The 13,645-nt window shown below is 62.3% G+C and carries 13 protein-coding genes; 11 read left to right on the forward strand and 2 right to left on the reverse strand.

From position 1 onward, the window contains the following. The first annotated feature begins 24 nt into the window (after nt 1-24). The 5 genes from N0P34_RS12045 (at nt 25) to N0P34_RS12065 (ending at nt 5,631) form a co-directional block, all read left to right on the forward strand. Nucleotides 25-972: an ABC transporter permease gene (locus tag N0P34_RS12045; RefSeq protein WP_275603478.1), complete on the forward strand. Its 948-nt coding sequence runs from the start codon at nt 25-27 to the stop codon at nt 970-972. Beyond that, the gene (locus N0P34_RS12050; protein WP_275603479.1) at nt 969-2,756 is read left to right on the forward strand and encodes a dipeptide/oligopeptide/nickel ABC transporter permease/ATP-binding protein; all 1,788 of its coding nucleotides are present in this window, start codon (nt 969-971) and stop codon (nt 2,754-2,756) included. The genes N0P34_RS12045 and N0P34_RS12050 overlap by 4 nt, the downstream gene beginning before the upstream one ends. Next, a complete protein-coding gene (locus N0P34_RS12055; RefSeq protein ID WP_275603480.1) occupies nt 2,753-3,559 on the forward strand; it encodes an ATP-binding cassette domain-containing protein in 807 nt (268 codons plus the stop codon). Before N0P34_RS12050 ends, N0P34_RS12055 begins: the two co-directional genes overlap by 4 nt. 228 nt (nt 3,560-3,787) lie before the next feature. Continuing rightward, the gene (locus N0P34_RS12060) at nt 3,788-4,600 is read left to right on the forward strand and encodes an FCD domain-containing protein (protein ID WP_275603481.1); all 813 of its coding nucleotides are present in this window, start codon (nt 3,788-3,790) and stop codon (nt 4,598-4,600) included. Then, nucleotides 4,597-5,631 carry an osmoprotectant NAGGN system M42 family peptidase gene (locus N0P34_RS12065; protein WP_275603482.1) on the forward strand — a complete coding sequence of 345 codons (1,035 nt, stop codon included), beginning with the start codon at nt 4,597-4,599 and terminating at the stop codon, nt 5,629-5,631. The genes N0P34_RS12060 and N0P34_RS12065 overlap by 4 nt, the downstream gene beginning before the upstream one ends. A 158-nt stretch (nt 5,632-5,789) precedes the next feature. On the opposite strand, the gene N0P34_RS12070 is transcribed toward N0P34_RS12065, so the two are convergent. Then, the gene (locus tag N0P34_RS12070) at nt 5,790-6,398 is read right to left on the reverse strand and encodes an NAD(P)-dependent oxidoreductase (RefSeq protein ID WP_275603483.1); all 609 of its coding nucleotides are present in this window, start codon (nt 6,396-6,398) and stop codon (nt 5,790-5,792) included. A gap of 53 nt (nt 6,399-6,451) precedes the next feature. Here N0P34_RS12070 and N0P34_RS12075 point away from each other — a divergent pair, with 53 nt between their 5' ends. Beyond that, a complete protein-coding gene (locus N0P34_RS12075) occupies nt 6,452-6,868 on the forward strand; it encodes a helix-turn-helix domain-containing protein (RefSeq protein WP_275603484.1) in 417 nt (138 codons plus the stop codon). A 385-nt stretch (nt 6,869-7,253) separates the two neighbouring features. Here N0P34_RS12075 and N0P34_RS12080 read toward each other — a convergent pair whose 3' ends face one another. Further along, on the reverse strand, nt 7,254-7,946 hold the full coding sequence (locus N0P34_RS12080; RefSeq protein WP_275603485.1) for an FCD domain-containing protein: 693 nt from the start codon (nt 7,944-7,946) through the stop codon (nt 7,254-7,256). 244 nt (nt 7,947-8,190) lie between these two features. Here N0P34_RS12080 and N0P34_RS12085 point away from each other — a divergent pair, with 244 nt between their 5' ends. The 5 genes from N0P34_RS12085 (at nt 8,191) to N0P34_RS12105 (ending at nt 13,642) form a co-directional block, all read left to right on the forward strand. After that, nucleotides 8,191-9,699 (forward strand): ABC transporter substrate-binding protein, encoded by a 1,509-nt coding sequence (locus N0P34_RS12085; RefSeq protein WP_275603486.1) that lies wholly within the window; start codon nt 8,191-8,193, stop codon nt 9,697-9,699. A 71-nt stretch (nt 9,700-9,770) separates the two neighbouring features. Then, nucleotides 9,771-10,760 carry an ABC transporter ATP-binding protein gene (locus tag N0P34_RS12090; protein ID WP_275603487.1) on the forward strand — a complete coding sequence of 330 codons (990 nt, stop codon included), beginning with the start codon at nt 9,771-9,773 and terminating at the stop codon, nt 10,758-10,760. Next, nucleotides 10,757-11,824, forward strand: coding sequence for a dipeptide ABC transporter ATP-binding protein (locus N0P34_RS12095; protein WP_275603488.1), 1,068 nt, complete (start codon nt 10,757-10,759; stop codon nt 11,822-11,824). Before N0P34_RS12090 ends, N0P34_RS12095 begins: the two co-directional genes overlap by 4 nt. Beyond that, nucleotides 11,821-12,762 (forward strand): ABC transporter permease, encoded by a 942-nt coding sequence (locus N0P34_RS12100; RefSeq protein ID WP_275603489.1) that lies wholly within the window; start codon nt 11,821-11,823, stop codon nt 12,760-12,762. Before N0P34_RS12095 ends, N0P34_RS12100 begins: the two co-directional genes overlap by 4 nt. A gap of 28 nt (nt 12,763-12,790) precedes the next feature. Next, nucleotides 12,791-13,642, forward strand: coding sequence for an ABC transporter permease (locus tag N0P34_RS12105; RefSeq protein WP_275606978.1), 852 nt, complete (start codon nt 12,791-12,793; stop codon nt 13,640-13,642). The last annotated feature ends 3 nt before the right edge of the window (nt 13,643-13,645 follow it).

Genomic DNA, 13,645 nt, shown 5'->3' on the forward strand with positions numbered 1-13,645 from the left:
CCGCCGCACAAGGAGGACCCGACCATGACCGCCTATATCGGCAAGCGTCTGCTGGCCGCCATTCCCGTCATTCTGGGCCTCTCCATCATCGTCTTCCTGGTGATGAAGCTGATCCCCGGCGATCCGGCCCAGGCGTTGCTCGGGTCCTATGCCACGCCGGACAATGTCGCGCGCATCAATCGCGCCCTTGGCCTCGATCGGTCGTGGCCCGAACAATATGTCATCTGGATCGGCAATCTGCTGCAGGGCGATTTCGGCCGCTCCTATATCCTCAATCGTCCTGTCCTCGACGAAGTGCTCGAGCGCTTCGGTGCCACGCTCATCCTTGCTGGCGCCTCGCTCATTATCTGCTCGGTGCTGGGCATTCTGGCGGGCATCGTCTCGGCCGTCCGCCAGTTCAGCTGGACCGACCGGATAATCACTTTCTTCGTCCTCATCGGCATTTCCATGCCGGCCTTCTTCCTCGGCCTGGTCTTCATTCTCTTCTTTGCCGTGCAATGGAAGCTGCTGCCGGCCTCGGGCATGTATGCGGTTTATGGCGGCGGCGATCTGCCCGACCTGCTTCGCCATCTGATCCTGCCCGCCTCCACCCTTGCCATTGTCGCAACCGGCGTTGTCGCCCGCCTCACCCGCGCCGCCATGCTCGAAGTCCTGCGTCAGGATTTCATCCGCACCGCCCGCGCCAAGGGCGTCTCCGAAAATAAGGTCATCTACCGCCACGCCTTCCGGGCAGCCCTTGTCTCCATCATTCCGGTGCTGGGCATTCAGGCCGGCTTCGTTCTCGGCGGCGCCGTCTATATCGAAACCGTGTTCCAGTGGCCGGGTCTGGGGCAGATGCTGGTCAAGGCCGTCTCTACCCGTGACCTGCTGCTGGTCCAGGGCGGGGTTCTCGTTGCCGCCACCGTCTATGTGCTCGTCAATCTCCTGGCCGACGTTGCGCAGGCCATGATCGATCCGAGGCTCAAGGCATGACCGTGATCACCGCACCCACCGCCCCCGCCCCCCGCAAGCGCCGCAGCAATTGGCAATTGCTCATGGCCAATCGCCTCGCGGCGGCCGGCCTCTTTATTTTCGGCTTTGTCGTCATCCTCGCCCTCCTCGCGCCCGTCCTGCCGATCCCCAATCCGGACGTCACCGACCAGCCCAATCGTCTGCTGCCCCCGCTCAGCGAAGGCCACCTCCTGGGCACCGATCATCTGGGCCGGGATATCCTTTCGCGCCTTCTCTGGGGCACGCAGGTGTCGCTGCTGGTCGGCATCAGCGCCACCGCGCTTGCCGCACTCTTCGGCTCCCTCATTGGCCTCGTCGCCGGCTATGCGCGCGGCGCCACCGACAGCATATTGATGCGCTTTGTCGATATGCTCATGGCCTTCCCCTATATCCTGCTCGCGATTGCCATCGTCGCGGCACTGGGCCCGGGCCTTCTCAACGCGCTCTACGCCATCGCCCTCGTCAATATCCCCTTCTTTGCCCGCAACATACGCGGCGTCACCGTCTCCATCCGCAATCGCGAATTCGTCGACGCCGCGCGCCTCTCGGGCAAGAGCCACGCCGCCATTCTCTTCACCGAAGTCCTGCCCAATGTCCTGCCGGTGATTGTCATCACCATGTCCACCACTGTCGGCTGGATGATCCTCGAGACGGCGGGCCTCTCCTTCCTCGGCCTCGGCGCCCAGCCTCCAACGTCGGATCTGGGGTCCATGCTCGGCCAGGCGCGCGCCCAGCTGTTCACCGCCCCTCATGCCTCGATCATTCCGGGCATCATGATCTTTGTCCTCGTCATGAGCATCAATCTCCTCGGCGACGGCATCCGGGATGTGCTTGATCCCCGCCTCCGTTCCGGCGCGCTGGACCGGCCCATGGCGGTCACGAAAATCGCGCGCGCCGCCCAGCCCCCCGCAACGCTCGACAATGCCCCTACCCTCGTCGTCGAAAACCTCTCGACCGGTTTCGACACGGGCGAGACTATCACCCCCGCCGTGCGCGAGATCAGCTTCCGGCTCGACAAGGGCGAATGCCTCGGCCTCATCGGGGAAAGCGGGTCGGGCAAATCGGTCACCGCGCTCTCGCTCATGGGCCTTGTCGCCTCCCCACCGGGTGTCATCACCAATGGCGCGGTCTATATCGACGGTCAGGATGTTCTGTCCCTCAAGGCGCAGGAGCTCATCGGCATGCGGGGCGCCCGTGTCGCCTATGTCTTCCAGGATCCGCTGACCACGCTCCATCCCCTTTTCGTGGTCGGCGACCAGATCGCCGAGGCCATCCTCGCCCACAAGCCCATCGGCAAAGCCGGCGCCCGGGCCCGCGCCATCGAGCTCATGGAAACGGTCGGCATCCGCGACGCGGCGACGAGGGTCAACGCTTACCCCCATGAACTCTCCGGCGGCCAGCGCCAGCGGATCGGCATCGCCATGGCCCTCGCCAATGACCCGGACATCATCATTGCCGACGAGCCGACCACTGCGCTCGACGTCACCGTGCAGGCGCGAATCCTCGAACTCCTGCAGGATCTGCGCCGCGACCGAGGCCTCGCCCTCCTCCTCATCACCCATGATTTTGGCGTTGTCGCCCAGATCTGCGACCGGGTCGCGGTGATGAAAAATGGCGAGATCGTCGAACAGGGCCACACACAGTCTGTGCTGAAAAATCCCCAGCACGACTATACCAAGCGCCTCATTGCCTGCGTGCCCGAGCTTGGCGAGGGCCATGGCTTCCTCGACCGGGTTCGCCCGCTTTTTCCGGAGGCAAGTTCATGACCGGCCCGGCCATTCAGATCCGCGATCTCGTCAAGACCTTTGGCGGCGGCACATCGCTGTTCGGTCGCAAGGCCAGTGAGGTCCAAGCCGTCAAAGGCATCTCCCTCGATCTCCAGCGTGGCGAAACCCTCGGCATTGTCGGGGAAAGCGGCTCAGGCAAATCGACCCTGGCGCGCATGCTCGTCGGTCTTGAGAAGCCGACCTCGGGGTCCATGCTGATCGATGGCAAGCCATGGTCCGACCTGGCCGCCAAGGGGGCCCGCGCCTTCGGCCGCACGATCCAATATGTCTTCCAGGACCCGGTCGCCTCGCTCAATCCGCGAAAGACCATCGGACAGATCCTCGATGTCCCCCTCCGCCTTCTCTGCGACTACGACGGCACGAAGCGCGCCCTGCGCAAGCGCCAGCTGGTGGACGCCGTCCAGATGCCCGTCGACACGCTCGACCGCTACCCGCATGAGTTCTCCGGCGGCCAGGCCCAGCGCATCGCCATTGCCCGCGCCCTGGCAGCCGAAGCCAGCATTCTCGTCCTCGACGAGCCGGTCAGCGCCCTCGACGTCTCCGTCCAGGCCCAGGTTCTTCTCTTGCTCCAGCAGCTCCGCGATGACCTTGGGCTCTCCTACATTTTTATCAGCCACGATTTGGCGGTCGTCGAATCCATTTCCGATCGCGTGGCGGTCATGTATCTCGGGGACGTGGTGGAGATCGGCCCCGCGGCCCAGCTTTTCGCCGCCCCGCAGCATGATTACACGCAATCGCTCATCGCCAGCGCCCCGCGCCTGACCGCATCGGAAAGTGCATGATTTTGCATCAAGTTCACCGGGCACTACCCCCACCTTACCTCCCCCTGATCGGAGGAGGAACACATCGAATGTGCTTCGTTACCGGTGAGCCACCGGCGGGTCCCTCCCCCTCCCAGGGGGAGGCTAGGTGGGGGCTATCGAAGCTCTGCTCCCCCACCGGGTCATTCCCGCGAAAGCGGGAACCCCTGTTTGCGAAACGGAGGTCCCCGCTATCGCGGGGATGACATTGTGGGAGAAACCAAAACGCAATTTCCAGGCGACACCGCCATCAAGCCCCGCCGCAAGCGGACCGATGAGATCGTAGACGCCATCAAGCGCATGATCGTCGAGCATGGCCTTGGCCCCGGTGACCGTCTCCCGCAGGAACCCGATCTCATGGCCCAGTTCAGTGCCAGCAAGGGCACCGTGCGCGAAGCCCTGAAGGCGCTCGAGGTGCAGGGGCTCATTTCGGTCCGCACCGGTCCGGGCGGCGGCGCCTTTATCGAGCGCATGTCCGAAGGCCGGGCGATGAGTCTCCTCTCGAACTTCCTCTTCGCCAAGAACCTCTCCATCGCCAATATTTACGAGATGCGGAAAGTCCTTGAGCCGCAGCTCGCCGCCAGCGCGACGCCCCATATTGACGAGGCCGGGCTCAAGCGCCTCGAGGCGATCATCACCATCTACGACCACGAACCCGCCGACCATGCCGAGCGCTGGACCCAGCGCATGGCAGAGCTGGACTTCCACGGTGTCGTCGCTGAATATTCCGACAATCCCATCCTCGCCTTCACCTGCCGCTTTCTGCAGCGCCTCCTCAAGGATCTCGCCGTCGCCCAGGACATCTATGTCCAGCCCGAGCCGGTCTCGCGCGCCAGCGGCATCCAGCACCAGCGCGATCTCATCGCCGCCATGCGCCGTCGCGACGCCGCTGCCGCCGCCGACATTCTCGCCGAGCACATGCGCGAGGCCGAGGAGCATATGCTGGGCCTTCAGGCCAAACTGATGGACCGCTTCCTCACGGACGAGGCAGCGCCCCGAACCCGAAAGCGCCGCAGCGCATGATCGACACCGACTATCTTCTTGATCGCCTGTTGCAGCTGGTGAAGACGCCCAGCCCGGTCGGCATGACCGACCGCGCCGTGGCGCTGGTAGACACATGGGTGCGCGAGCTGGGCTTTGTCCCGAAATACACCCGCCGCGGCGTCCTTTATGTCGAGATCGGTGATGGCCCTCCCCGTCGGGCTCTCGCCGCCCATCTCGATACGCTCGGCGCCATGGTCACCGAACTCAAGCCCAATGGCCGCCTTGCCCTGCGCAATACCGGCACCTGGGCCGCCCGCTTCGCCGAAGGCGCCCGCGTCACCATCTTCTCCGATCACGCCGAGCACCGCGGCACGATCCTGCCCCTCAAAGCCTCGGGGCACCGCTTCAACACCGAGGTGGATACCCAGCCTGCCGATTGGGACAATCTCGAAATCCGTGTCGATGCCATCCTGCCGGACAGGGACGCCCTCGTCGCCGCCGGCTTCAATGTCGGCGACATGGTCGCCATCGACGCCCAGCCGGAAGTCGTGGATGGTTTCATCATCTCGCGCCACCTCGACGACAAGGCCGGGTGCGCCACCCTCCTCGCGGTGCTCAAGTCGATTGCGGATGGCCACACCAAGGTGGCAGTCCCCTTCCAGGCCATGTTCACCATCGCCGAAGAAATCGGAATTGGCGGCACCCATGGCTTTGGTCCCGAGGTGGAAGAACTCCTCGCCATCGACAATGCCGTGACCGCTCCAAACCAGACATCCCGAGACGATGCCGTCACCATCGCGATGCGGGATCGTCAGGGCCCATTTGATTCACGCATGACGGCTCAAATGCTAGCAGTCTGTGAACAAATAGGCATCAAATGTGAACGCGACACGTTCCGCCATTACCGCTCCGACAGCGCCGCCGCTGTCGAGGCGGGCTGGGATATCCGTGTGGGCCTCGTCTGTTTTTCGCTCGACAGCTCCCACGGATGGGAGCGCACGCACATGGCTTCGCTTACCGCGCTTGGCCGACTTATCGAAGGCTATATATCGACCGAGCTTACGGATTGAATTCGGATATCGGCCATGCCGATCGCGAGCCGACCCTGCTCTGGAGGGGATTCCACGGAGCGCGCCACCGCCAAACAAATGCCGGCGGCGCGTTGATATCGTTGGGTTTTTCAGCCTATCGGTCAACTGGGCTCACATCGCCCATGTCAAACTGACGGTCAGTAGGCGGCTGTGAACCGTACGCGGCTATGCTGGGGCTGTTCAAGTTCATCCACCATCGCGATGGCGTAGTCCGCAAAGCTGATCTTGCTGTCGCCAGCTGCGTCGGTGACGAGCTGGTCCCGTCCCAGCCTGTAGCGCCCAACGCGCGGGCCAACGAAGAAATCCGCAGGAGGAGAGAAGAAAATCCAGTCGATTTCCGTCTCCGAGCGAAGATCGTCAAGGAAAGTGATCCCACCCATCACAAAGGGTTTTGCTTCCTCCGGGAAATTGGGCGCATCAATTAGGCGCACACCCGGCGCAACCTCAAGACTTCCAGCGCCACCGGTCACCAATAGCCTTGTGACCCCCGCCTGCCGGACGGCCGAAAGCAGGGTTGCTGCCGGCACATCGAAGCGCAGAGCGCTGATAACGGCATCGCACCCCTTGAGAAGCTTTGAGAGTGCAGCCGGATCGAATGCGTCACCAGCCACTGGCGTGACCTCTGGCGCTTGAGGAACAGCGTCAGGGTTCTGGTCGATAGCAAGCACCTCGTGCCCCCGACGTGCGAGTTCCTTGGTGATTTCCGAACCGGCGCGGCCGCTCGCTCCCAAGATTGCAACTTTCATATTTGATCTCCTGTGGTTTCTATGGGAGACCTAGTGATCGATAGGAACTGAGCATGCAAGACGGCACTTTCACCCCACCTGGTTACTCCGACGGAACCCGCACGGCACGCGGTCGCGTGTTTGAAAGTGACTGTCCGACCCGAAAACTGTTGGATCGCATAGGCGACAAGTGGAGCGCGTTGATCCTTCTGGTGCTGGGTGATGAAGACACTCGCTTCAACGACCTGAAGCGACAGATTGGCGGGATTTCACAAAAGATGCTGAGCCAGACGCTTCAGTCTCTCAAGCGGGACGGCCTGATCATGCGCACGGTCGAGCCCACCACGCCAATAACAGTCACCTATTCGATCACCCCCCTCGGGCGCGAATTGCTTGCCGCATTGCGCTTCATGATCGAGTGGGCCGAAGTTCGACTGCCGGAAGTGGAGAAAGCACAACGCATCCATGACCAATCTTTGGGTGCCGATTGACGACCTGGCTGGTCACACGGGCAGGATTGCAAAGAGTGCGTTGATCCCTATCGTTTGTGCCCCACAGCCAAGCGCTTGATTTCGCATATGAACGGCCAGAACTGGCAAACCAAATCCTTTTTGCTCGCCAGCAGGAACTCGAGCCGTACATGCAGGTCCACGAAACGCCAGACCTCTCGTCGTGGCTGGTTTGGTCTGAATATCCTTGCTGGTCGCAAAGCCGCAGCACCCAAGGCCGACATGGCCAAGCAATCCATCGTCGCCTAAATCAACGCTGTCGGCAGCGACCCCTTTGGATCTGTGGCAAAGCACTGCCTATGCCAAAGCTCGCAATTTCCGCATACCGGGTGAGGGCTTTGCAGCGATGCCGCCGGGCAGAACAAGATCACTGCTGCCGCCGCTGGAGATGATCATAAACTGACTGAAGATGGCCGCGCATCGCTGCCTCTGCCGCAATTGGGTTGCGATCTTCCAGCGCAACGATGATGTTCTCGTGCTCCAGAAAAACCTCACTACGCCGAGACTGTGAGAAGGTGTTTTGCCGGGCGACCCGCCAATTGGCACGTCGGAGGGTCGCCGTTGCCAAGTCATACATGGAGAGCAGCAAGATGTTATTGGCGCCCTTTGCAATGGAGCGATGAAAAGCGAAGTCGGCGTTTTCAAAGCCATGCGCAGTATCGGCATTGGCGACGAAGTCGGCTTTCTGGCGTATATCCTGGATCTGTTCGCGGGACGCCCGCAAGGCGCAGAGTCGGGCCATGATGGGCTCGAACTCTATGCGCACTTCCATCATTTCGGCCGGACTGGTTTCGGCCGCCTCTTCCAGAAAGGCTTCCGGCCGAGGGGGCCGCATGGAGGAAATGAAGGTCCCCTGCCCCTGCCGACGCCAGATGATCCCCTCCGCCTCGAGGCGATCGAGAACCTGGCGCAGGCCATATCGACCCACTTCGAGGCGCGAGCATAGCTCCCGCTCGGGAAGTAACCGACCGCCCTCGCTGAGCTCGCCCGACTCAATGGCTTGTCTCAGGCGCTGAGAGATCTCTGCGTTATCCCCGCGCCCCCGAGCCTTGCCCACCATCGTACCCCCTATCTGTCGCAATTCTCTTCTGCGCTCGTGCACTCATCGCTGTGCACACCATGAAATACTCCAACCAATCAGGCAAATGGTTTTTCAGATCGAGCCATATTGCTAGGTTGACGGCACCTTTGCGCCAATGTTTTATCAACAGGCAAATTGGTTGTAGAACCAATGGCCTTAATGGTTCGAAATCGCAACAGGGGATTGCGCGAACCGGAGACCGTTGGTGGCAAGGGAATTTCAGATGACAAATTACAAGACTGCGCTTTCTGCAGGCGTGTTGGCGCTCATGGTTAGCACCACGGCCTTTGGCTCCGACCTCCGCATCGGCATGCGCGACGACCCGGGCTCGCTCGACCCGGCGACCAATGCGACCTTTGTCGGCCGTGTCTCGCTGCAGTCGATCTGCGACAAGCTGGTCGACATCGACGCACAGGGGAACCTCGTCCCCATGCTGGCGACAGAATGGGCTTGGTCCGCGGATGGCACCGAAGTCACGCTGACGTTGCGCCAGGACGTGGTCTTCCACGACGGCACGCCATTCAATGCCGAGGCCGTCAAGTACACGCTTGAACGCTTCAAGACGCTCGAGGGCTCGCGCCGCGCCAGCGAAATCTCGGCCATCGACACCATTGAAGTGGCAGACGAGTTCACCGTCGTCCTCAAGCTCAAGGCCCCCTCGGTGTCGCTGCTCACCCAGTTGACGGACCGCGCTGGCATGATCGTTTCGCCGACTGCTGCCCAGGCCGTTTCGGCCGAGGACTTTGCCAATGCACCGGTCTGCGCCGGCCCCTATTCGGTCGCCGAATATCTTCCTCAGGAACGACTGGTCATCAAGAAGTTCGCCGACCACTGGCGCGCTGACGACTATGCTTTTGACACCGTGACCTATCTGCCGATCACGGACACCAATGTGCGCTTGCTCAATTTGCGCTCCGGCGATCTCGACTTGGCCGAGAACATAGCGCCCAACGACCTGCCCTCGATCGAGTCGGATTCCTCGCTTCAGATCGCCGTCGGCGACCAGCCCGCATACGAGATGATCCTGTTCAATCTCAACGGCGAAGGCGCCAACCCCACGGTCGCCGAAAATGTTGCGGTCCGTGAGGCCTTCAACCTTGCCATCGACCGCGAAGCGATCAACCAGGTCGTCTTCGGTGGCCGTTATGCCGCCGGCAACCAGCCGTTCCCGCCGACCAGCCCCTGGTACAACAGCGATTTCCCCGTCCCGGCTCGTGATGTGGAAGCGGCCCGTGCCAAGCTCGCAGAGGCCGGAGTCGAAAGCGTCGAGATCGACCTCATGATCTCGACCTCGCCGGAACGTCTGGCCGTCGCCGAGATGATGCAGGCCATGCTGTCGGAAGCTGGGATCACCCTCAATATCGAGCCGACCGAGTTCGTGTCCATGCGTGACCGTGCGACCGCCGGCCAGTTCGAGGCCTACGTGATCGGCTCGTCCGGCCGCGTGGATCCGGACCTCAACGTTTCGCTGGTTCTCGCCTGTGGCGCTGCCAACAATGCCGGCAAGTATTGCAACGAAGACCTCGATGCCCTCTTTGCCGAAGGCCGCGCAAACTCGGACGATGCTGCACGCAAGGAGATCTATCGCAAGGTGATCGCGACCATCATGGCCGACATGCCGGGCATCTATCTCTACAACCAGCGCGCCGCCTACGCGATGACTGCCGATATCGCCGGCTTCACCGCCTATCCCGATGGCATCATCCGCCTCGACGGCGTCTCCCGCGACTAATGCCTCTGCCGGCGTACCCATCGGGTGCGCCGGCATTCATCTGCAGAACGCACTAGTGCCACGGGGCAAGCGTGACTGATCCTACTCGAAGTCTGCTCGATATACGCAACCTCTCTGTTACCTTCGCCAAGGGAACAGAAGAGCAGTCAACCGTCGTCGATGACGTGAGCTTTTCCATCAGTCCGGGCCGTACGCTGGGCATTGTCGGCGAATCCGGCAGTGGAAAGAGTGTCACCTCGCTCGCCATCATGGGCCTTCTCGGTGACGGCGTCGCAGTCGGCGGATCAGCCGAATTCGACGGCACGGACCTGCTCCAGCAAAGTCCAGCAGCCTGGCGGGATGTCCGTGGCAATCGTATCGCCATGATCTTCCAGGAACCGATGACATCGCTCAATCCAGCCTACACGGTTGGAATGCAGATCTCGGAGTCGCTGATCCGGCACAAAGATCTCGACAAGGATCAGGCGCGCGCCCGCGCCATCGACCTGCTCAAGTTGGTCCGTATTCCTTCGCCCGAACGGCGCTATGACGACTATCCGCACAAGCTTTCCGGCGGCATGCGGCAGCGCGTTATGATCGCCATGGCCTTGGCCTGCGAGCCGCAATTGCTGATCGCCGACGAGCCGACGACCGCGCTCGATGTGACCGTCCAGGCACAAATTCTCTATCTCATCGGCAAGCTGCGCGAAGAAACCGGCGCGGCCATCGCCCTGATTACCCATGATCTGGGTGTGGTTGCCCAGGTCTGCGACGACGTCGTCGTCATGTATGCCGGCCAGGTGGTGGAACAGGCACCGGTGGAAGATCTCTTTGCCTTTCCGCAGCACCCCTACACGGTTGGCCTGCTCGGTTCGCTGCCCAAATTCGGTGAACGCAAGACGCGCCTGCCGGTGGTCGAGGGCTCTATGCCCGCGCCGGGCGCCCGCTCGGGCGGATGCCGCTTTGCCGATCGGTGCCCGTTCCGGATCGAAAAATGCGATACACCGCCTCCGCTGGTGAAGCTGTCCGAGACCCGCACCTCCCGTTGCTGGCGCACGCCCCTGGAGACACTGGCGTCATGAACTTGCTCAAGGTGGATAAGCTCTCCAAGGAATTCGTTGCCGAACGGACGATTTTTGGCCGTCCGCTCAAGACCGTCCGGGCCGTCGACGACGTTTCGTTCGAGATCGCGCGTGGTGAAACCCTGGCGCTGGTGGGCGAGTCTGGCTGTGGCAAGTCCACGCTCGGCCGGCTGATCATGCGGCTGATCGAACCCACAGGCGGAACGGCCGAACTCTCGGGGGAGGATATTTCCACCCTTAGCGGCAAGGCGCTGCTGTCGCTGCGCAAGCGGGTGCAGCTGGTGTTCCAGGACCCGTTCTCCTCGCTCAATCCGCGGATGACGGTCGGTCAGGCCATTGCCGAGCCGCTGATGCTGCATGATATCGTACCTGCTGCAGAGCGGCCCGCCCGAGTCAGGGAGCTGTTGAGTGCGGTTGGCCTGTCGCCCCAGCACATGCACCGGTATCCGCACGAATTTTCCGGCGGACAACGCCAGCGCATCGTCATCGCCCGCGCTCTCGCGTCCCAGCCTGAACTGGTGGTCTGTGATGAGCCGGTCTCGGCACTCGACGTCTCGATCCGCTCGCAGGTGCTTAACCTACTGGCAGACCTGCAGAAGCAGTTCGGCTTCACCTATCTCTTCATCTCGCATGATCTCTCGGTGGTCAGGCACATCGCCGACCGCGTCGCGGTGATGTATCTCGGCCGGATCGTCGAGATCGGCGACACCGAGGATGTGTTCGTGCGGCCGCGCCATCCCTATACGCGCGCGCTGATTGCCTCGATCCCGCAACCAGATCCGGCCGGTCGAGACAATATGCGCCCGCTCGAAGGCGACATGCCCAGCCCGCTCAATCCGCCCTCAGGGTGCCATTTCCACACGCGGTGCGCCTTTGCGCAGGAACTGTGCAAGCAGGAGCGCCCTCGCCTCGTCAGCAGCAATGGTCGCCAGCCCGCCGCCTGCCATTTTCAGGATGAGCTTCCGCCGCCCGACGATCTCGCAAGCGCAGCCCAGGTGGATCCGCGTCTCGAGCGCCTCTTCGCAGCCTTCCGCGCCGACAGCACGAAAGGGACAGAACCATGATCCGCTTGATCGGAAAACGGCTTCTTGAAATCATCCCGACGCTGCTGATCCTGTCGGTCATCATCTTCCTGCTGCAACGCCTGTTGCCCGGCGATCCCGCGATTGCCCTTGCGGGCGAAGAAGCCGGAGCGGAGCTGATCGAGCAGATCCGGCAGCAATATGGGCTCGACCGCCCCCTGCCGCTGCAATATTTCGACTGGATCGGAGGCGTCTTGCAGGGCGACCTCGGGCAGTCCATGCGCATGCGTCGTCCGGTGCTTGATCTCATCGCCTCGCGCCTGCCCGTGACCCTGCAGCTCGCCGTTATGGCGATGGTGCTGGCGCTCGGCGTCGGGCTCGTCGCCGGCGTGATTGCCGCAGTCAAGAAGCGCAGTGCCTGGGATTACGGCGCCAATGTCTTCGCGCTGGCCGGTATCTCGGTGCCCAATTTCTGGCTCGGGATCATGATGATCCTGGTCTTCTCGGTCACCCTCAACTGGCTACCGGCCTCCGGCTATGTCAGCCCATTCGAGGATCCCGTTCGCTCGTTCCTCAGCCTGCTCATGCCCTCCATCGTCCTGGGCAGTGCCATCGCCGGCGTCATCATGCGCCATACGCGCTCGGCCATGCTGCAGGCGTTGCAGAGCGATTATGTCCGCACGGCCCGCGCCAAGGGCCTTGATGAGAAGACCGTCGTCATTCGCCACGCCATGCGCAATGCGCTGACCCCGATCATCACCCTTGGTGCGCTTGAATTCGGCAGCCTTCTGGGTGGCGCCGTGCTGACCGAGCAGATCTTCAACATCCCCGGTTTCGGCAAGCTGATCGTCGATGCCGTCTACAACCGGGATTATGCCGTCGTTCAGGGCGTGGTGCTGGTCACGGCGCTTGTCTACGTAATTTTGAGCCTCTTGGCCGACATCGGCTACATGCTCGCCAACCCCAAATTGCGGGGCTAGGACCATGACCAACGCAACCAGCCCCACCATGCCTGCTGATCACGAAAACCGGTTCGGCCAGTTCGCCAAGCGCCTGTTCCGGCATAAGGGCGCAATTGTCGGCCTGAGCTTTATCGTCCTCGTCGTCCTCGCCGCGATCTTTGCGCCTGTCGTCACCAGCTTTGACCCCAATGCTCAGGACTACACCGCCATCCGCCAAGGGCCGAGCCTGTTGCACTGGTTCGGCACCGACGAACTCGGACGCGACATGTTTGCCCGCATCATCTATGGCGCGCGCGCTTCGCTTCTGGCCGGGCTGATCTCGGTGGTGATCGCCATCGCCATCGGCGTGCCCCTGGGTATCATTGCCGGCTATTTCGGCGGCTGGGCCGACGTCGGTATCAGCCGCGTTGCCGATGCCATGCTGGCCATGCCGTTCCTCATCCTCGCGATTTCGCTGGCGGCCTTTCTCGGGCCGAGCCTCATCAACTCGATGATCGCGATCGGCGTGACGGCAGCCCCTCTCTTTGTCCGCCTGACCCGTGGCCAGGTGATCAGCGTCAAGTCCGAGGATTATGTGGAGGCGGCCCGGTCGATGGGCAATTCTCACGCGCGCATCGCCTTCCGGCACGTACTGCCCAATGTGCTGCCGGCGCTGATCGTCCAGGCAACCCTCACCATCGCTGCGGCCATTATTTCGGAAGCCAGCTTGTCGTTCCTCGGCCTTGGTCAGCAGCCGCCGGCAGCATCCTGGGGTTCGATCCTCAACACGGCGCAACGCTCGCTGTCCACGGCACCGTGGATCGCCGCCTGGCCGGGCATGATGATCTTCCTCACAGTTCTCAGTTTCAATCTGCTCGGCGACGGACTTCGGGACGCTTTCGATCCCCGTAGTCGCTGATTT

Origin of the sequence: Devosia sp. FJ2-5-3, from assembly GCF_029201545.1 — a bacterium.
In the GTDB taxonomy this organism is placed as follows: domain Bacteria; phylum Pseudomonadota; class Alphaproteobacteria; order Rhizobiales; family Devosiaceae; genus Devosia.